Here is an 18,600-nt window from a genome sequence, read left to right as displayed (position 1 = left end):
CATGTTACAGGAAATATTTAAAAAAATCGCCGTGAGTTTATTACTTATCTCTACGGCGGCAATTAGTGGTGTGGAAATAGGTGGCACGCGACTTGTTTATAATAGTGGCGATAGTCAATCAGCAATCAGCGTGAGAAACCCGGACAATACACCATATCTAATTCAGTCATGGGTAAGTAACAATGAAAATAGTGACGATGGTGACAGTCCATTTATTACCACGCCGCCTTTATTTAAACTAAATCCCAATACCCAGAAGTCGGTTCGCGTCATGTTAATTGGTAATTCTGTGCCTCAGGATCGGGAAAGCATATATTGGCTAAATATTAAATCAATACCGTCATCATCGGCGGATGCTAAAAACGAGTTGCTGATAGCAGTAAAAAGCAAAATGAAGGTTTTTTATCGCCCTGCGGGCCTAAAAGGAGATCCTTCACTGGCATATCAACAGCTAATTTTTTCAGTCGCTGATGGGAAACTGAATGTGCATAATCCGTCACCTTATAGTGTGTCGCTTTATGATGTAAAAGTGAATGGAAAAGAATTATCTAAACCTCCAATGGTTTTACCATTTCAAACCTTATCGCTATCTCAGTCGGCGTTAACTGGTGGTGAAATATCATGGCGTGCGATCAATGATTTCGGAGGCATCACGGCTGAGCATACATTTAATTTTTAGGTTTATCATCCATGTCTCAGGTCAATGTGGTGTCAGGTTTTGCGAAATTAACCAAGTTATCTTTACTTGTTTTTTTATGTTTACGCGTTCAAACAGGGTTGGCTGAGGATTATTTTTCACCAGACTTTATTGAAACTCACGGGAATATCCCACGAGACATTGATATCTCCCGTTTTAGCAAAACCAACGGGCAGGTTCCCGGAGTCTACCATGTAGAAATTTATCTTAATGGTAGCTATGTGGAAACACGCGATATCTCATTCATCTGGAATGAAAGTGCCTTATCACCGACTCTGAAACGGGAGGATTTTTCGCGCTGGGGGGTTAAACCCAACGCACAGCCCGGCTGGATGGATATGGATGAACTGGCGACGATCAACAATATCAGCGAGCTCCTGCCGGGGAGTCTAATCCATTTTCAGTTCGATGGCATGCGGCTTGAAATCTCGGTTCCGCAGGAATATCTGCGGCGAGATCCTCAGGGTTCCGTATCGCCGGAGCAATGGGATGACGGGTTGAATATGCTGTTTGTAAATTACAACTTTTCAGCTGCGAATAACCGTGGCGATGCCGAATCGCACAACGACAGTTATTTAAATCTGCGTAGCGGTATCAATGCAGGTCCCTGGCGGCTGCGAAATTATTCAACTTATAACAACAGCAATGGAATAAGCCGCTGGAACACAATTAGCACCTCGCTTGAGCGGGATATTAAGGTGCTGAAAAGCCAATTTAGCGCTGGCGATGGTTATACCCAGGCAGGGGTCTTCGACAGCGTGAATTTCCGTGGTGTGCAGCTTTATTCAGATGACTCTATGCTGCCGGAAAGCGTCCGCGGTTTTGCACCTGTGGTTCGCGGTATCGCGCAGAGCAACGCTCAGGTGACCATACGTCAGGGCGGGAATATTATCTGGCAGTCATATGTTCCCCCGGGACCTTTTATGATCGACGATCTTTATCCCACCGCCGCCAGCGGCGACCTCGACGTCTCGATTCGTGAAGCGGACGGCTCAGTGCATCAGTTTATCCAGCCATTTTCTGCGGTACCGGTGATGCAGCGCGAAGGTCAATTCAAGTATGCGCTGGCAGCGGGGAAATATCGCGCGGCAAGCTACCAGGATAAGGAACCGATATTCCTGCAAAGCACCTTAGGCTATGGCTTGCCTTGGGATACAACGGTGTATGGCGGGATGATCGTTTCTGAAGATTACTGGTCCGGCGCATTAGGTATAGGTAAGGGGTTTGGGGATATTGGTTCGTTCTCTTTTGACACCACATTTTCTCGTTCGCAGCTACCTGAAAAGACACAAAATGGTGTGTCGTTACGCGCGCAGTATGCCAAAGATTTCGCCACGACGGGAACGTCTTTGAATTTGACCGGATATCGTTATTCTTCATCGGGCTTTCGCGATTTTCAGGAAGCAAACGGCGATGTGAATCCGTTTCGTATTACAAGCGATGAGATGCAGCTTGATGACAATTGGCGCTATCAGCGAAATAAACGCAGTAAGGCCCAGATAACACTGAATCAACGGCTTAGCGACTGGGGCAACCTGAATCTCTCAGCCTGGCAGCAGGATTACTGGGGAGGCGATAGCGAGCGTAGCGTTAACGTGGGATACAACACCAGCGTTAACAATATTAATTACGGCCTGAACTACAGCTACTCAAAGGGGCCATGGCGCAACGACAATGATCATATCATCGCTTTTACGATGCAGATCCCACTATCACGTTTTTTGCCAAACAGCTGGATGACCGTTACTGCTAACGGCAATAAAAAAGGCGATAGCGTTTCACAGATGGGATTATCCGGTACTGCGCTGGAAGATAACAAACTGAGCTGGAACGTGCAGCAAGGCTATAACAGTAAAGGTTCCGACACGATGGGTAGCGCTTCCGCCAATTATAAAGGCAACCACGGGGAATATCAGCTGGGCTACAGCTATTCCCGTGATAACCGCCAGTTTTCCGTTGGCGCGATGGGCGGGCTAGTGGCTCATCCATACGGCATCGCCGCGACTCAGCCTCTTGGCGAGACCCTGGCACTGGTGAAAGCAGATAACGCTGCCGGAGTGAAAGTGGCAAACAATAGTGGTATTTACACCGACAGTAAAGGTTTTGCGGTGGTGCCGTACGTTACACCATATCGACAGAACAGCCTGTCGCTTGATACCGCCACGCTGAATAACAATACCGATGTGCTCAATGATACGCGAACGGTAGTACCAACAAAAGGTGCTTTGGCCCTGGCAGATTATCCTACTGTAACGGGTTACAAAGTTTTGCTGCAATTGACTGGAAGTGAAATCCCGTTCGGGGCGACGGCCATTATTAAAAATCGCAATAACGTGGCGAACGGCATTGTGGATGATCATAAACGGGTCTGGCTAAACGGCGCACCAGAAAAAGGTACCGTTGAGGTTCGCTGGGCTGGCGAAAGCTGCCGTGCGACTTATCAGATAACACAGCTCTCTGACAAAACGCACAACGTTACTGCGCTATGTCATTGAACCGGAGTGAAAGAAAAATGAAACTTATATTAAATATCCTGATTTGCGCTGCGCTGGGGATGTTTTCTCGTACGGTCCTTGCTTGGGATTGCACAACAACAACACCGTCAACTACTGTCTCACCACAGAATATTACGATTTCGCGCAATCTTCCCGTAGGTGCGGTTATCGGGACACAGCTTGTGACACCGACGATCAACTCGTTTAGTTGTTTCAATTCGGATCAGGGTTTGATCTCTAGTCAGGTTTTCGGCGTCATGGCGAACGGCACATTTGATTCGATGGTGAACGGCCGGCGAGTGTATAAAACCAATGTCGACGGTATTGGTTATTCCATCTCGGGTTCCACGACAATATGTGCTGGCGGCAGCGCCTCAGTCACCGGAAGTAATACTATTCGGGGCGATGTCAATACCGCTAAGCTCTGTGAGAACACCAGTGGAATGGTCAACCCGACATTGAGTGGCGCCGTGACAGTAACGTTTTATAAAACGGCAACGGAAACGGGGTCCGGAACGATAACCGCAAGAACGGTAGGTGCACTGGTTTTGCTGAATAACGCGTTGCTGTGGCAATCACCTCAAGCGAATGTCAGTATCAATGCGTTCACGGTGACTACCCCTGCCTGTAATTTAACCACGACATCAATACCTGTTGATATGAAAGAGGTAGATAAAAAGGCATTTAGCGGCAAAGGATCCACGCCCGGCGATACCTACACACAATCGTTCATCCTGCCGATGACCTGCAATGCCGGAACAAAAGTTAGCGTGAAAATGGAAGGGAGTATTTTTGATGCTAGCAGAGGAGTAATCAATACTGCCGGTGGCAATAACGCAGCGACTGGCGTGGGGATTCAGCTGCTTTATAACAATTTGCCGATGGCGTTGGGTTCCGATATCTCCGTTGGAACTTCCTCAACTGGCGGCAGTTTCAGCGTGCCGCTCAAGGCGCGCTATTATCAGACCGGGGATACGATCACTACAGGCACCGCTAACGGCGTGCTGTCATTTACCATGACGTATCAATAGCGATATTAACGCCAGAGGAAAGTTGGTACCTCATGCTAACCCTGTCGAAAATTCGCATAAGATAAGCAGTGGCTTATTATTACTTACGTCTTTGCCTACAGATTTAATTGTCCTATGACAATTACAGATAGCTGGATGTTGTTCATTACTTATTAAATAAATTTATTTACGACTTCCATTTTGAATGAAATCATCTGGAGCCATATGCGTTACCGCAATAGCATTATTATTAGTATAACTCTTTTTTTTCTCCTCTGTGCCGGAGGCACAAGTTTTCTTTTTCACCAATTAATAACAAATCAAAAAAAACTGACCCAGAACTATCTCCAGGCTATTATTAGTAAACTGGACAGTATTATAGGCAATGCAAGCATTGCGGGTCATCGTGCGACAGACCTGCTTAATGGTCAATGTGGCAATAAAGTACAGACTGAAATACGTAAGCTGGTGGCTACACTGCCAGATGTAACAACTATCAATTTACTACAGGGGAAAAACCTTTATTGTTCTTCAGTTTTTGGCGGTGTGAGTTTTACATCAGATGCACATTTCTTCCCCGCTAAATCATTATTTTTAATGAGCGATAGCTCCGTCAATCCTTCTAAATCACTGCTGGTCTATCATGTGTCTCGTGGAGAAAATAGTGTTATGGTAGGCGTAGATAATTATTACATTCAAAATGAATTAAAAAAATATCACGGGAGTTATTCTTACATCATGACGGTGGATGGTATTTCGCTTGATGCCACTGGGAATATTTTCAAAAATCAGTTGTCTGATGGACAGGACACGTATTCCTCGACGCAATTTAAATATAGTGTCAGTGCGTTACCTTTGGCACCGCTTGGTTTACTAACTTTCTGGCAGAGTGAACATGACAGGATTTTACTTATTTTTATAATTTCCGGGGGGCTCTCGATATTATTTTTAAAATACCTTATTCATCGTCAATCGATGTTCTTTATGTTACGAGAAGCGATCGATAATAACCAGCTAGAGCCTTTCATCCAACCGATTGTAGAGGCTCGTAGCGGCAATATTGTTGCAGGTGAGATTTTGATGAGGTGGCAGCACCCGAAATGGGGCAATATTTCGCCGGATCGGTTTATTCCTCTGGCTGAGAAAAATGGTTTGGTAAGCCGCATCACCGAATTGGGCATCCAATCAGTAATCCGAAGCTTTGAATTGTTGGATTTGAAATCGCTTCCATTAACGACGCTATTTTTCAACGTCTCGGCTGCGGATTTTGGGGACAATAGCTTGTTAAATGCCTGTCAGTCGTTCAGGGATAAAACGGCGAACACGGCATTACATATTGGGTTGGAGATTACCGAAAGAGTCGCCGTTGAGGATTCCGCGTTTGTCAGAGAGGTTTGTCAGCAACTTGATATGCTGGGGGTTACACTCTCAGCAGATGATTTTGGTACTGGCCACTGCAATTATAAGCTGTTGATGCAACTTCGTCCGCGCTACATCAAAATCGATAAACATTTTACCCAAGAAATTGAAACTGACGAGGGCAAAGAAGCCATCGTCCGTAATATTATCGCTATTGCTAAAGACAGGGGGTGCCTGACCATTGCGGAAGGTGTGGAAAGCGCCTCGCAGCGTGAGAAATTGGTCGCGATGGGGGTCAGCTTTTTACAAGGTTACTTCTTTTCGAGGCCTATTGAGGCTGCAGTTTTCTTTGAGAGGTTGCAGCGTTCCACCGCTTTTGTTGAATAAATAAGATTCCGTGTGAACATACGTGCTCGCAATAATCGATATTATAATTGTTATCTGTACATTTTCATGATATATCCTGTATTCATCAAAATATAGATGAAAGTGAACTTAACGATACAATAAATGATATTGGAGTCGAAATGCCACTTCACCATGGTAGTTATATTGATAATAGTAAACCACTTTGCTTTTTGAATTAATGCTCAACCACATTCAGATGATTCGTAAAAATTTCGCGTTGCAATATTAAAGAATGTCGGCGTACAAACAGAAACACAACCTGAAGGGAACGCCGACAACACTAAAAGAGCCATCTTTTGTAGTTTGTACCTTTTTACAAGGTGTTCTTGTAAATAACGCCATCCTTCATAATAAGTCTGAAAGCCTCCCCTGGGTTGGCAATTAGCTGAATATCGGTCAGCGGGTCACCATCAACAAGGATCAGGTCCGCCAGAGCATCTTCTTCAATTACACCTAGTTTGTGTGGGTATGGATTTCTTGGTCCCGACATTGCGCACAGTTCGGCATTGGTACTGGTGGCCATCTTCAGGATTTCAACGGGTTTATACCAGCGTGTAAGTTTGGCGAGTTGCGCCCCCTGACGTGTAGCCAGATGAGCATCAAAGAGAGTATCAGTTCCCCATGCGGTTTTTATCTTATATTGCTTTGCCAGTTGATAGGCTGTGTCGGTACCTGCACACATAACCAGTTGTTTAGCTCGCGACGAGGGCGTCGCCATAGTGACCGCATCTTCATCATCAAGAAAGGGTTGCAGACACCACCAGATGTGCTTCTCTGCCATCAGTTTTACCGTATCTTCATCAACCATTTGCCCGTGTTCAATACATTTCACTCCACCACTTATCGCCATTGTGACTGCCCGGGACGTATAAGCATGAACGGTTACGTAGGTACCCCAGTTTTCTGCAGCGGTAACGGCAGCCGCTATTTCCGGGACAGACCCTTCAGTCACATCAATACCATCGTACTGTGATGCAACCCCACCACCCGCCATTAATTTTACCTGCGAGGCGCCGCGCATAAGCTGCTCTCTGGCACGTAGCAGGACCTGATCCTGACCATCAGCAATAGCAGTAATCCCGACGCGCTCGCTGTAACTTAATGCTTCATTTGGTGCTCGAGGAATATCGCTCAACATTCGAAAATCACCATGCCCACCACTCTGGCTAATAAATGCCCCAGAAGGATAAATACGGGGCCCAATTGCAATCTGTTCGTCAATTGCTCGTTTGAGTCCAAATACCGGGCCGCCCATGTCGCGCACTGTGGTAAACCCGCGTAGCAGCGTGGCTTTTGCTTCAGCGATAGCCAGGGCCTGGATATAGTTAAAATCTGCCGTCATGGCAGTCATCATTGAAGGGCGAGCCATAATAGCGTGCCAGTGTGCATCAATAAGGCCTGGCATTAACACGCCATTATTTCCGTTGATGGTTTCTATGCCTGGAGGGAGAGGTAATCTTGCCGGGACGACCGCTTTGATTTTATTTCCTTCAACGATGATATTAAGCCCGGTACGCAGTGAATCAGAAATACCATCAAACAGGCGTATGTTCGTAAACGCGACAACTCCGGGTGAGGTGGGTTCTGCATCATGAAGGTAACCATCGTTTATAGAAAGTGCTTCTTTAACTGTCTGCGCTGAAACCGGTGGGGCCTGGCGAGCCTCACGTGTCAGGATGGTATTTATTCGGATGAATGCCGGGCTGTGACACAGACAGGCTTCATAATGCATAGGCTCTGTCTTAAGCAAGCGTTTGAGTGCCATGAACTGAATCTCTCGGTAAAGGTAGGGGAATATGGTTTTATAATCTTCGTGTTAAAAAAAACAGTCAAGTAGGTGTAATTGAATACAATATAAAAATCTAACGAAGGTGTTTTATTTGCTTTTAAAATTTAAAAAAAATAATGCTTTTACAATTAAAATGGTTTAATTGCTAATTAATCGGCAGGCTGGATATTCTGAATGGAATTTTTATGCGATTTATTTGAGCTGCGTCTATGTTATTAAAAGATGACATTGACAATTCTTATGAGGGAGAATGATTGTCGTATTAAGAAAGCGAGATGTCGATGAGTGCTTTATTACTGGCGTTTTAATTGCATCTTTATTCCTGGTTTTGTGGTGATTGTTAAAGGTGGAGACACATTTCTTGTATGCCCATACATTTTTCAGTGGATGATTGTGATATCTGTATTGTTATTTTTGAGATTAGATATTATTGTTGATAATTATGTTTTTTTCGCTATGGTGGAAATATATTACCATTTATGACAGGGGTTATATCCAGTAAAGTTCCGTCTGATGGGAGTAGTGAAAATGATGATATTTATGTGTCGGTCTTTTTTGCTGCATCGTTGAAAAGAATACGTTCCCTGTTGTTGGGTATTTCTGTACACCTGTCGCAGGTGAGAGCAATAAACGAGATCATCGTTTTTGTATATCATACTGTTGTGACAGAGGTTAACGCTAATCTGCATGCATTTGTTGACGTGGCGAATGGCCAGAATCGCCTGGCGGGACGGAGTTAGTTCACATATTGATGCCGGGATTACCCAGGCCGATAAGTACTAACTGGTTCGTTTCGCTCACAGAGGGTCTGGTTGGCAGGAGCAATCACCTTATCTTCGCACGGTCGATATCCTGTGGGCACGACAAGCAACGGGCTTGCTGCGACGAAGTCGCGATACGCTGCATTGTAATATTGCGACCGGAATTAATGGCTTACATTAATATCTGGGGATGTTGCAGAGAGATGAAGACGGCAGGGACGCTAATTCATTACCTGACCAAAATTCGACCCAAAGAAAAAGGACTTAGATAATCACTTATCTAAGTCCTTGATATTTGGTGGCCCCTGCTGGACTTGAACCAGCGACCAAGCGATTATGAGTCATAAAATTGGCATGTTTTTAATTGTTCGTGATTGTCTCTATTTGTATTTTTAATTGTTTATAATCAATTTGTTATGAAGTTATTTTTGTTTCTGATTGGTTCTCTCATTTCCCCATTGTACTATCCTTACCTGACCCGTTACCTGACCCGAAATGGGCATCGGGTCAGGTAACGCTTATCCTTAGAAAGGTAAACTCATGGCCGCTAATCTTACCGAGACTGCTATACGTGGATTGAAGACAAAAAGCACGGCGTACTACGTGTGGAGCAACAGCGCTCAACGTGGTACTGGCAGGCTTGGCGTTAAGGTTCAGCCTTCAGGCAGCAAAGTTTTTTATTTCCGTTATTACGTTGAGAAAGGGAAGAAAGAGAAGTTCATCCAGTTGGGCATCTGGCCTGAGATGAAACTGGTGACGGCCAATGAGCTAGCGAAAAAATATGGTGCCTGGCTTGTTGAAGGAAAAGAGCCCCAGCAAGAGCTTGAGCAACAGCGCCTGGCCGAGCAGCACATTATGCAGATCCATCGTTCTCAAGGATCGTTTGAAGAACTGGTGCATGGTTACGTCAATAAGATGAAGCTCGACAACAAGAGGACGTGGGCTGATGTATTGAAGCGCATGGAGCGAGAGTGCTACACCGTTATTCCTCGTGATACTAAAGCTAAGGACGTGACGCCTCTGCAGATCAAAACCATCCTCTCGGGTATTATCCAGCGTGATGCAGTGGTCCATGCGAACCGAATTCGTTCTTATCTGATGGCGGCATTTAACTACGGTCTGAAAGCTGATAACGATCCGATGAATACCAGTGTGGGTATTACGTTCGGCCTTGAGGTTAACCCGGTATCGGCCATACCGAAGCAGTCTTCGGCGGAAAAGGTAGGAGATACATGGTTAACGTTGGAAGAGCTGCGTGTTGTCATGGAGCAGTTCGCAGAGGCCACTAATGTTGGGCCGCTGATGCAGCATTTAATCCGCTTTTGCGTTTATGTTGGCGGGCAGCGTCCATTTGAAATGATTGCCAGCCAATGGAGTGCAATTGACTGGCAGCAAAAGACATTGCTGGTCATAGCCGGTGTATCGAAAAACAAGCGTGAACACTTGATTCCCCTCACTGAATCGGCGCTACAGGAATTAGCCTCAGTGAAAGAACTGACTAAGGAAAGCAACAGTCCCTATATCTTCCCACTCTCGACCAATGGAGAGCGACCGGTACGCACTGATAGCCTGGCGCGTTCCATCATGTATTTCCGGGCTTTTAATCCTGAGTTTAAAGTTTTCACAGCGCGAGATTTACGTCGCACCTGTAAGACTCTGATGGGGGAGGCGGGGATCAGCAAAGAGATCCGGGATCGTATTCAGAATCATGCTTTGAATGACGTCAGCTCGAAACACTATGACCGTTATGATTACCTGACTGAAAAGCGTAGGGCGCTTGAGATCTGGGAAGATCGGGTCAACAACTATCAGCGACAGCAGGAAAACAACGTTGTGAACTTTTTTGGTCGGAGGTAATTGTTTTGGTTTAATTCAGCATCGATATGGCTTCTAGTGCCAGTGCCATCGACATGAAAGATAGCGAAATCAAGATGTGCGGACGAACACGTAGAACTTCACTATTTGCTCGTTAGTTAACTAATACAAAGTAGCAAACAGTGCATTAAAGTGAAGTTCGGGCACATCATCACTAAGTCCATCAGCTTAGATGTGCGATCCTCCTGATGACGAAGTTTACGTATCACCTGTAGCTATACTGTTTATATACCCGCACCCTTTGGATTATATTGAGCTAGAAAATGAGTGGATCAGTAAAGTTGAGCTAGCTTTTTATCCTAGACGGGCGATACGTGATCTGGCCTCATCAAGATGATGGCGTAATGTCTCAAGGCATGGGACGAAATTGGCGGAGAAACGCTCGCAACTGCTAGCTATAACAAAGAAGTCCTCAGCCAAGCCTAGCGCTTCCTGCCAGATATCCCGGCTAATTACTTCGGGTAGTGATGCAGGTCGAAGCTCGTTCACGATTGCGCCTCCCGTTCTGGGAGCGAACCCCATAGGCAGAATGTCGTAGGCCGGTGCAAGGTGATACGGGCGACCGTGGCTGCTGATGAACGACAAGTTCCCGTGATGCATGTCGGTATTGCCAATTAGCATCCCAAATGCCCAAAGCCGGGCGGTACCTGTTGCAGCATCCGGATGGACATGCCCTTCCGTAACAAGGCTGTTAACCAGAACAGGCCAGGGAGCTCTGGCATTTCCGACAAACTCTGCATCAAGTGCCCTCAGCGAGAAGACGCCAATACGACCCAGTTGGCCAACGCGGTCGAATCGGGGAATCTCGAGGAAGCGCTGACTACCAAAATCATATACCTCAGTTTCCACACCAAGCACCCTTAACGCCAAGTGCTCGGCCAACAGAAGGTCGCGCCAACGTTCGCTAACCGGATTATCGTCTGGGGCCGAGAATTTTACTAAGACGTGACCGCGCTCTGTATAGGTGCAAAATTTCGGCTGTTCACCTCCTGCAGATGATCCCGGTGCTTCACCGGCCCCAGCCGCCAACGCCAACGCGGGGTAGGCTGTGGCGCGCTCAACTGGGGTGGGTTCAGGCATCTCAAGGAAACGCTCTCGTGCTTGTTCCCCTATCAGCAGGTTGCCGATAGCATCATGGCCATGTGCAAGCAATGCCCTGACGACATCCGAGTCAGCCCATTGCTCTGGATTCGCTGGCAAGCCGAGATCGGCCGCATACGTTGATGCGTAGGCTCGCCCGAGATACCCTTGTGGTCGCATGTCAAACAGCCACCACGGTAGTCCGTCGCTATGGAGGCTTACGTTATTGGTCTGCACCATGACAAATCCCTCAGGATGAACCGGGATGAGCTCGCCAAGGGGGCTAACGCGTCCTTCATCAGTGATGCGGTAGATGGGGGCAGACCTGAATCCGCGATAAACATCACGTAGAGCGTATTGAATAGATGGACCAGCTCCTATTCGAACAATGTCATCGCCAATATCTCTCAATGCGCGGGACAGCGTTGGCTGGCTAATGCCCATTATCTCAATGAGTTGCCGAGCTTGCATCGGGCCTTGGCTGAGCAACCGACGTATCCTGTCAGAGCGAGTAGGCATAATGTTGAATCTCTTTTTGAATAGATTTGTGAATAGATAGTGAATGCATACCCTATCACTTAATTTACAACTAGTCACCCCGGAGGGAATAGCCCTAACACCTTGGTCGGAGTTTGTCGTGATGTTATTAGTGCAAACCGGATAGTTAAATTCAGCTATATCAATTACAGCAGCAGAGTCGTATCAGCCAGGCTCTAACGACCTAGTGCTTGCCAATAAGCTGGGGATCATTGATGAGCAGGAAATGGAGGCGCTGGAGTCTGGCTTGCTGCTGATGCTGTATGAGCAGCTATTTATCGAGGGCCAGCCGCCTGAGGTGCTAGCTTTTGATCTCATCAGCACGTGGCATCGCCAATGGTTGGGGAATGTGTATGACTGGGCAGGGAGGCTGCGTAACGCTAACCTGACTAAAGACGGCTTTCAGTTTGCAGCTGCCGACAGGATTCCGCTTCTTCTTGATGGTTTCGAGAAACAGTTTCTCGCTCGGTCCGGTGAGTTAAAGGATCTTTCTCGTCCGTAGCTGGTTAGTTATCTGGCTGAATGCCACGTGGAGTTTATTTTGACCCACCCATTCAGAGAAGGTAACGGGCGTCTGTCGAGATTGCTTTGCGATGTGTTGTCGGTTCTGGCGGGGAAGGGCTTACTGGATTACAGCCTGTGGGATGAACACAAGGCATTTTACTTCAAGGCAATACAGGCAGGTGTCTCAGGGAACTACAGCCCTATGATGCAGCTGGTGAGCGATATCTTACCAGACTAGCAGGCGAGGCCAACGGCTTTCGCCTGTGCCTGATTTTTTTGAGTTGCTGCTCAATTTTTTGTACAGAAACACCGGTTTCTATCGCGGTCGAGCTGGCAACGGCGCGGAAGATTTTTGCTTTGGTCACTTGAGATGATGTATATTTTCTCATGAAAAATTTCCTTATAGCTGCTGCTAAATAACTGCTCGGAATAGTGGACCACTTCGGGGAACTCAGTCCGATTTATGCGACCTGATTAATCGCTGAATATCCCAAATCACCAGCCGGACTGAGCAATGCCGAGCATAGCACCAATATCCAGAACAGAACGACGCCTGATGCAGAAAACAATCCATAAAACAAAGGACAAAAACCACGCCCGGCGGCTCACCGCCATGCTGATGCTGTATCGTGGTGACACAGTCAGTTATGTTGCCAGAACGCTCTGCTGTGCCCGCTCATCGGTTGGTCGCTGGATTAACTGGTTCACGCTGTCTGGTGCTGAAGGCCTGAAGTCATTACCGTCAGGACGCGGGAGGCGCTGGCCGTTCGAACATATTTGCGCATTGCTACGTGAGCTTGTTAAGCATTCTCCCGGCGATTTTGGTTATCAGCGTTCCCGCTGGAGTACCGAACTGCTGGCGATAAAAATCCGTGATGTCACCGGTTGTCCGCTACATGCTTCAACCATCCGGCGATGATTACCTGCTGCCGGACTGGTATGGCGCAGGGCAGCACCAACACTGCATATCCGGGAGCCGAATAAGGAAGATAAAATGGCAGCTATTAATGGGGCGTTAGCCAGTTTTAGCGCAGAACACCCGGTGTTTTACGAAGATGAAGTGGATATCCACCTCAATCCCAAAATCGGTGCTGACTGGCAGTTACGCAGACAGCAAAAGCGCATTGTCACACCGGGCCAGAATGAAAAGTACTCTCTTGCCGGTGCGCTGCACAGTGGTACGGGAAAAGTGAGCTATGTGGGTGGAAATAGTAAATGTTCATCATTATTTATCAGCCTTTTAAACCATCTGAAGGCGACGTACCGGCGGGCAAAAACGATCACACTCATTGTTAATAACTACATCATCCACAAAAGCCGCGAAACGTTGCGGTGGCTGAAAGCAAACCTGAAGTTCAGGGGGATTTATCAGCCGGTTTACTCGCAGTGGGTCAATCATGTCGAACGGTTGTGGCAAGCGCTTCATGAGACAATAACCCGAAATCACCAGTGTCGCTCAATGCGGCAACTGATGAAAAAGGTTCGTCACTTTATGGATACCGTCAGCCTATTCCCCGGTGGCAAACATGGGCTGGCTAAAGTGTAGCGGTATTAGGATCAGTTATTTAGGATTGTAGGTGTTTAGGGATAGGTTAGTCCAGTTAATTTCACAATGTGTATCGTAATTTATTTTGGTAGCAAGCTATTTATTGATTTTATAAGGATAAAAAATGTGTGATAAGCCTGATTTTACAAGAGAAAATTTTGAAAATCTACTGAGAATAAATAATGCTTTAAGAAGGGAAAATAATAATCTTTTAGGTGAGATAAAAAATCATCATAAAGATAAGGAAAATTTCCTTGTTGATAAAGAAAATTTTATCAAAGATATTGAAATGTTTAGAACCGAAAATAACCAACTAAAAAAAGAATTATCAAGCGATGGAAAAAAATCAAAAGTTAATCGTGGTAATACAAAAATAAGACCGCCAGCAGTAAATGCAATTTATCTTCTCAGCAAAGCCCATTATCAGATGGATAAGTTTGTTGCAAAAGATTTACTTAAAAAATTAGATGCCCTCGTAGTGTTATATAAAATTGACTACACCTTCGAGTTAAGGACTGTTGAGTCCTGGTGTACAGAATTCAAAAAAATGGATGCTAAATAATAACCTCTTTAAATATGAGAGTTACTTATTAATACGTTTGTAATTCTCAGATAATACAAAAGATTTAAATTTATGGAGAGTCGTTTTTGTAATCATCATTCAACTCTTCTCCAGCATAAATCCTCCAAATATCCCTTCTGTAATATATGGCTTTCTGAGTACACATTGCTCAGTCATAGCGAGATATCCCTTAATAAGGGAAAAGAAGTTGTTTGTTAAGTGTATGATAATTATTGTTTTTTGAACATAAGCCTTAATGAGTACCGTGGATATTGCGCATGCTTTTTGGTACGAGCATGATAATTTCACGCTATCAACAAGGAAACTCAAATGATGCCTTTTAAGTTAACTAATGAACAACGTATCAAAGTTTTAAGAGATTATGGTGAAACTTGCGATCGATTAGTACGAGAAAAAGAGCGGCAATATATTACCTCTATTTCTCGCTCAACAGCGTGGAAGTTAGAACAGTCTGGTAAGTTTCCACCGCGTAAGTCCATTGGTCTGAAATCCTGTGGGTGGTTGCTAAGTGACCTGCTCTATTGGATCAATGAGCGTTAGTATCGATGTGTTTTTTACATTTATTTTTTTTGTGTTTTTTTTTGAGTGCCCCGTGTTCATCCTGCTATTTCTGCCATTAATAGCGACATAGCGATGTGAGGGGAATCATTTTAAATGTTAACTGAATAAGAGGTATCTATGCTGTGTGGTCGTCCTTTCCCTGTACATGTGTTCCCGCAGATCATCAGAAATGCGGTTTATGAAGTGGAACAGCATACGCAGGCTCCCCAGGCTTTGATTGCTGCATCGGTATTGGGGGTTATTTCGCTAGCCTGCCAGAACCGGATTGATGTGTGCCGACTGAATAATCTTCGCAGCCCGGTATCACTTTTTTTACTGACACTGGCGGAATCTGGAGAACGCAAAAGCACGGTGGACAAACTGCTGATGAAACCATTATATCAACTGGAAGAAGAATGGTTTGAAAAATATACACAAGACCTGATTATCTGGCGGAATGAGGAGATGGCTTTTAATGTTGAAAAGAAAGCCCTGATGTCGAAACTGAAATCAGATATTCGTCGTAATAAAGATCACTCTGCAACGAACGAACGTCTGAAAGCGCTACTGGCGGCGTCCCCGAAAGCACCGGTCAGGTTCAGGCAGATATACAACGATGCCACACCTGCGGCGATGAAAGACTCTCTCTGTGGACACTGGCGGTCCATCGGGCTTATGTCTGATGAAGCTGGCATCATTTTTAACGGCTACGCGCTAAATGAACTGCCTTTCATCAATAAAATGTGGGATGGTGCAATGTTTCCCGTGGAAAGAAAAAGCGAGCCAGATAAATTAATCAAAGATGCCAGAATGACGCTGGGGCTGATGATTCAGCCTGATGTGTTTAAAAAAGGGTATTTGGAACGAAAAGGTGATGCTGCGAAAGGGATCGGATTCTTCGCCCGATGTCTGATATGTCAACCTAGTTCAACACAGGGCTACAGGCAAATTACCAGCCCGGTTGTCTCAAGTGAGTATCTGCCGGTATTTCATCAACGACTTATAGACATTGTTAACGAGAGCATTGCCAGAAATGAGGAAAATGAGCGTCAGTGTATGCGTTTCTCTCCCGAAGCAGAAAAACGCTGGCTCGAATTTTATAACAAAGTCGAGTCAGAAATGGGGCTGATTGGCCTCCTGTCTGATTTTAAGGATTATGCTTCTAAAATGGCGGAGAATATGGCGAGGATCGCTGCACTGCTGCATTACTTTAACGGCGATGAAGGAGATATATCCCTTACTGCCGTGGAAGCCGCAGTAGATATAATCGCCTGGTATGTGGATGAGTATGTGAGAATTTTCTCTAAACCCCAGACGTTACTGCTGGTAAGTTCAGAAGCAGACGAGCTTTACTCGTGGATAAAAGATTATTGCTACAGGTGTGTGGTGCCGTATATCAGGAAGACAACCATCCTGCAATATGGTCCGAACCGGTTCAGGAACCGGAGTAAAGTGAATGAACTGCTCAGTACACTTTATTCGCAAAACAAAATACGGGCAGAGAAAAGAGGGAAAACCATTTTCATACAACCTGTCGATGGTTTTATATAACGAACAGAGAAAAGTCAAGATGGAATAATCACTTTATTAAAGAGCCATTACTGTAACTAATTACAGAGTAACTTTTATTCAGTCATAGCAGGCTGGGGTTACCTTCTTCTCAAATTTAGATGTTGGATAGGTATTATAATGGCATTGTATACCATTACTACCTGTATTAGCCAGTAAGAGTAGTAATCAGATCAGTATGTACGTACTAAGATCTGATACCAATATATACCTACAACAGTGACTAGGAATAGCCCTGCCTGTATGGCATCCCTATACGGTCTGCTATAGATCGCAGGACCAACTACAGGAATATATTATGAAAATATATCAAGGTACACATGGAGTACATGTCCTCGAATATAGAATAAAAATTAATAAATTATTATGTTATTTGACTAACCGTTACCCCAGGTTAATGGCGGTACGTGTCGATCTCCATTATCCTAAAATAGTTGATAACGGAGATAATATTTGCTGTTTCCCTAATCTTGATCCAGGAGTGATATCCCGAATGCGTGAGTCCCTTAAAGCTAAACTGGATGCTGATCGCATCCGAAAGAAGCGTGAAGGTAAGCGTATTTACCGTTGTCCATTATTTATTATGTGGGCTAAAGAGTATTCCGAATCGGGTAAATGCCACTATCATATTTGTCTGCTGTTCAACAAAGACGCTTACTACCACCTCGGGGATTACGCTCAGGATGATAATCTGAGAGGGATGATTACAGAGGCATGGTACAGCGCTTTGAGATTGGAGAAAGACGATCACCCTGGTCTGGTCCATTTTCCTGATAACTGTAGGTACGTGCTGGACACCAATTGTACTGACTTCCAGCAAAACTACCAGGCGTTGCTAACCCGGCTGGACTACCTGACCAAAGTTGAAAGCAAAGTGTTTGGTGAAGGAGATCGTAACTTCGGCTGTAGCCAAATCGAATTGTGATTTGATTTGAGCCTTCTCTGTGTGAGAAGGCTTTTTTATGTTACCAAAGGTGCGAAAGTGGGTCTTCCGCAACATTGGGGGGGGAATTTTCATGCCAGAGGACTTATCACCCGCCGCCTCAGCAATTCGTACCCGGCCCGGCCATACATCTGCCGCTTCAGCATTTTCAGGCGATTTACATGCCCTTCGACAACACCGTTACTCCATCGGCTGGTAATTGCTTCACATACAGCAGCTGCACCGGCTTTCATCCCGGTCGCCTGGCGCCGAAGCAGGGGAGCCGCGCTGGTCCGCAAATCTGCTGCCGTTGCAGCTGTCGTCCTGCCTCTCCACCGTAAATCAACCCAGGTTGGTGCTGTAATTTTTGTAGCGACTGCGGAGTCTGTTGTCGTGGACCAGCAAAAGGCTCTGAAGATCCGGCAAAGATTTTGCGTGAACAGGATGGGTTTCGGCAGTGGCAGTGGCGAACGGCAAATATCAGCCAGATGTCGCTGTTTCAGTGAAGCCCGGTCACCGGTTGCTGCATCAGGGGGACTCAGACCGGGGACCAGACCCGTTCTTAACATGTTCTGTTTTGTTCGTTAATTATGTTTTTTTATCCATATTCACTGTTTTTTGATGTTTATCAAAAAATTTATAATTCTTTCATTTCATTAAATTCGTTATTTCAGAGCTTTCATTTTGTAAGTCCGGGGTGAGATTTTTTGCCTTCGGTGGCGGAGGGCTTGCTGTAACACAATGTAATTATTTGCTTTTACGACATTTTCGACATTTTCACATACCGAAAAATGGGTAGTCTAACAATATGAATTTGCAATGAATTACAATAATGTTATAAATTGGGTGTTCTGCTAATATTTTCATATTAAACCATCATTAATCTCCGTTTTATTCGCCTGTTAATTTAAAAACAAGATCTTGT

At 45.4% G+C, this 18,600-nt stretch carries 11 protein-coding genes and 4 pseudogenes; 12 read left to right on the top strand and 3 right to left on the bottom strand.

What is annotated here, in order from left to right; all coding sequences use genetic code 11:
* Nucleotide 1: 1 nt before the first annotated feature.
* The 4 genes from ACU8YC_RS17840 to ACU8YC_RS17825 all read left to right on the top strand — a co-directional run bounded on the left by ACU8YC_RS17840 (nt 2) and on the right by ACU8YC_RS17825 (nt 5,948).
* A complete protein-coding gene (locus tag ACU8YC_RS17840; protein WP_446895609.1) occupies nt 2-679 on the top strand; it encodes a fimbrial biogenesis chaperone in 678 nt (225 codons plus the stop codon).
* Between the two features lie 98 nt (nt 680-777).
* Nucleotides 778-3,192: a fimbria/pilus outer membrane usher protein gene (locus tag ACU8YC_RS17835; protein ID WP_446895608.1), complete on the top strand. Its 2,415-nt coding sequence runs from the start codon at nt 778-780 to the stop codon at nt 3,190-3,192.
* A 17-nt stretch (nt 3,193-3,209) separates the two neighbouring features.
* A complete protein-coding gene (locus tag ACU8YC_RS17830) occupies nt 3,210-4,223 on the top strand; it encodes a fimbrial protein (RefSeq protein WP_210905408.1) in 1,014 nt (337 codons plus the stop codon).
* Between the two features lie 204 nt (nt 4,224-4,427).
* Nucleotides 4,428-5,948 carry an EAL domain-containing protein gene (locus tag ACU8YC_RS17825; RefSeq protein ID WP_446895607.1) on the top strand — a complete coding sequence of 507 codons (1,521 nt, stop codon included), beginning with the start codon at nt 4,428-4,430 and terminating at the stop codon, nt 5,946-5,948.
* Nucleotides 5,949-6,282: 334 nt separating this feature from the next.
* On the opposite strand, the gene ACU8YC_RS17820 is transcribed toward ACU8YC_RS17825, so the two are convergent.
* Nucleotides 6,283-7,734 carry an amidohydrolase family protein gene (locus tag ACU8YC_RS17820; RefSeq protein ID WP_446895606.1) on the bottom strand — a complete coding sequence of 484 codons (1,452 nt, stop codon included), beginning with the start codon at nt 7,732-7,734 and terminating at the stop codon, nt 6,283-6,285.
* 759 nt (nt 7,735-8,493) lie between these two features.
* On the opposite strand from ACU8YC_RS17820, the pseudogene ACU8YC_RS17815 reads away from it, so the two are divergent.
* Together ACU8YC_RS17815 and ACU8YC_RS17810 are read left to right on the top strand one after the other, a co-directional pair.
* A pseudogene (locus ACU8YC_RS17815) lies at nt 8,494-8,700 on the top strand (TA system toxin CbtA family protein); the annotation flags it as partial.
* A gap of 359 nt (nt 8,701-9,059) precedes the next feature.
* A complete protein-coding gene (locus ACU8YC_RS17810) occupies nt 9,060-10,376 on the top strand; it encodes a tyrosine-type recombinase/integrase (RefSeq protein ID WP_446895605.1) in 1,317 nt (438 codons plus the stop codon).
* A 312-nt stretch (nt 10,377-10,688) separates the two neighbouring features.
* Here ACU8YC_RS17810 and yjjJ read toward each other — a convergent pair whose 3' ends face one another.
* Nucleotides 10,689-11,993: a type II toxin-antitoxin system HipA family toxin YjjJ gene (gene yjjJ, locus ACU8YC_RS17805; protein ID WP_446895604.1), complete on the bottom strand. Its 1,305-nt coding sequence runs from the start codon at nt 11,991-11,993 to the stop codon at nt 10,689-10,691.
* A 205-nt stretch (nt 11,994-12,198) separates the two neighbouring features.
* Between yjjJ and ACU8YC_RS17800 the strand changes: the two are divergent.
* The 6 genes and pseudogenes from ACU8YC_RS17800 to ACU8YC_RS17775 all read left to right on the top strand — a co-directional run bounded on the left by ACU8YC_RS17800 (nt 12,199) and on the right by ACU8YC_RS17775 (nt 17,678).
* Nucleotides 12,199-12,753: pseudogene (locus ACU8YC_RS17800) on the top strand (Fic/DOC family protein).
* A gap of 276 nt (nt 12,754-13,029) precedes the next feature.
* Nucleotides 13,030-14,061: pseudogene (locus ACU8YC_RS17795) on the top strand (IS630 family transposase).
* A gap of 124 nt (nt 14,062-14,185) precedes the next feature.
* On the top strand, nt 14,186-14,623 hold the full coding sequence (locus ACU8YC_RS17790) for a hypothetical protein (protein ID WP_446895603.1): 438 nt from the start codon (nt 14,186-14,188) through the stop codon (nt 14,621-14,623).
* A 330-nt stretch (nt 14,624-14,953) separates the two neighbouring features.
* The gene (locus ACU8YC_RS17785) at nt 14,954-15,184 is read left to right on the top strand and encodes a helix-turn-helix transcriptional regulator (protein ID WP_080950027.1); all 231 of its coding nucleotides are present in this window, start codon (nt 14,954-14,956) and stop codon (nt 15,182-15,184) included.
* Between the two features lie 138 nt (nt 15,185-15,322).
* Nucleotides 15,323-16,735 carry a YfjI family protein gene (locus ACU8YC_RS17780; RefSeq protein ID WP_446895602.1) on the top strand — a complete coding sequence of 471 codons (1,413 nt, stop codon included), beginning with the start codon at nt 15,323-15,325 and terminating at the stop codon, nt 16,733-16,735.
* Nucleotides 16,736-17,051: 316 nt separating this feature from the next.
* Nucleotides 17,052-17,678, top strand: a complete 627-nt coding sequence (locus tag ACU8YC_RS17775) for an inovirus Gp2 family protein (protein WP_446895601.1) — start codon at nt 17,052-17,054, stop codon at nt 17,676-17,678.
* Between the two features lie 89 nt (nt 17,679-17,767).
* On the opposite strand, the pseudogene ACU8YC_RS17770 reads toward ACU8YC_RS17775, so the two are convergent.
* Nucleotides 17,768-17,947, bottom strand: a pseudogene (locus tag ACU8YC_RS17770) (transposase); the annotation flags it as partial.
* Nucleotides 17,948-18,600: the final 653 nt, after the last annotated feature.

The organism is Citrobacter sp. VF227, from assembly GCF_052950715.1.
The sequence above is the reverse complement of the archived record's forward strand: the minus strand, read 5'-3'. Positions and strand labels throughout refer to the sequence as shown.

Bases quoted from the DNA above. Each gene is read 5' to 3' on its own strand.
- ACU8YC_RS17840 (WP_446895609.1), top strand. From the start codon at position 2: ATGTTACAGGAAATATTTAAAAAAATCGCCGTGAGTTTATTACTTATC.
- ACU8YC_RS17830 (WP_210905408.1), top strand. From the start codon at position 3,210: ATGAAACTTATATTAAATATCCTGATTTGCGCTGCGCTGGGGATGTTT.
- ACU8YC_RS17825 (WP_446895607.1), top strand. From the start codon at position 4,428: ATGCGTTACCGCAATAGCATTATTATTAGTATAACTCTTTTTTTTCTC.
- ACU8YC_RS17820 (WP_446895606.1), bottom strand. From the start codon at position 7,734: ATGGCACTCAAACGCTTGCTTAAGACAGAGCCTATGCATTATGAAGCC.
- ACU8YC_RS17810 (WP_446895605.1), top strand. From the start codon at position 9,060: ATGGCCGCTAATCTTACCGAGACTGCTATACGTGGATTGAAGACAAAA.
- yjjJ (WP_446895604.1), bottom strand. From the start codon at position 11,993: ATGCCTACTCGCTCTGACAGGATACGTCGGTTGCTCAGCCAAGGCCCG.
- ACU8YC_RS17790 (WP_446895603.1), top strand. From the start codon at position 14,186: ATGTGTGATAAGCCTGATTTTACAAGAGAAAATTTTGAAAATCTACTG.
- ACU8YC_RS17785 (WP_080950027.1), top strand. From the start codon at position 14,954: ATGATGCCTTTTAAGTTAACTAATGAACAACGTATCAAAGTTTTAAGA.
- ACU8YC_RS17780 (WP_446895602.1), top strand. From the start codon at position 15,323: ATGCTGTGTGGTCGTCCTTTCCCTGTACATGTGTTCCCGCAGATCATC.
- ACU8YC_RS17775 (WP_446895601.1), top strand. From the start codon at position 17,052: ATGAAAATATATCAAGGTACACATGGAGTACATGTCCTCGAATATAGA.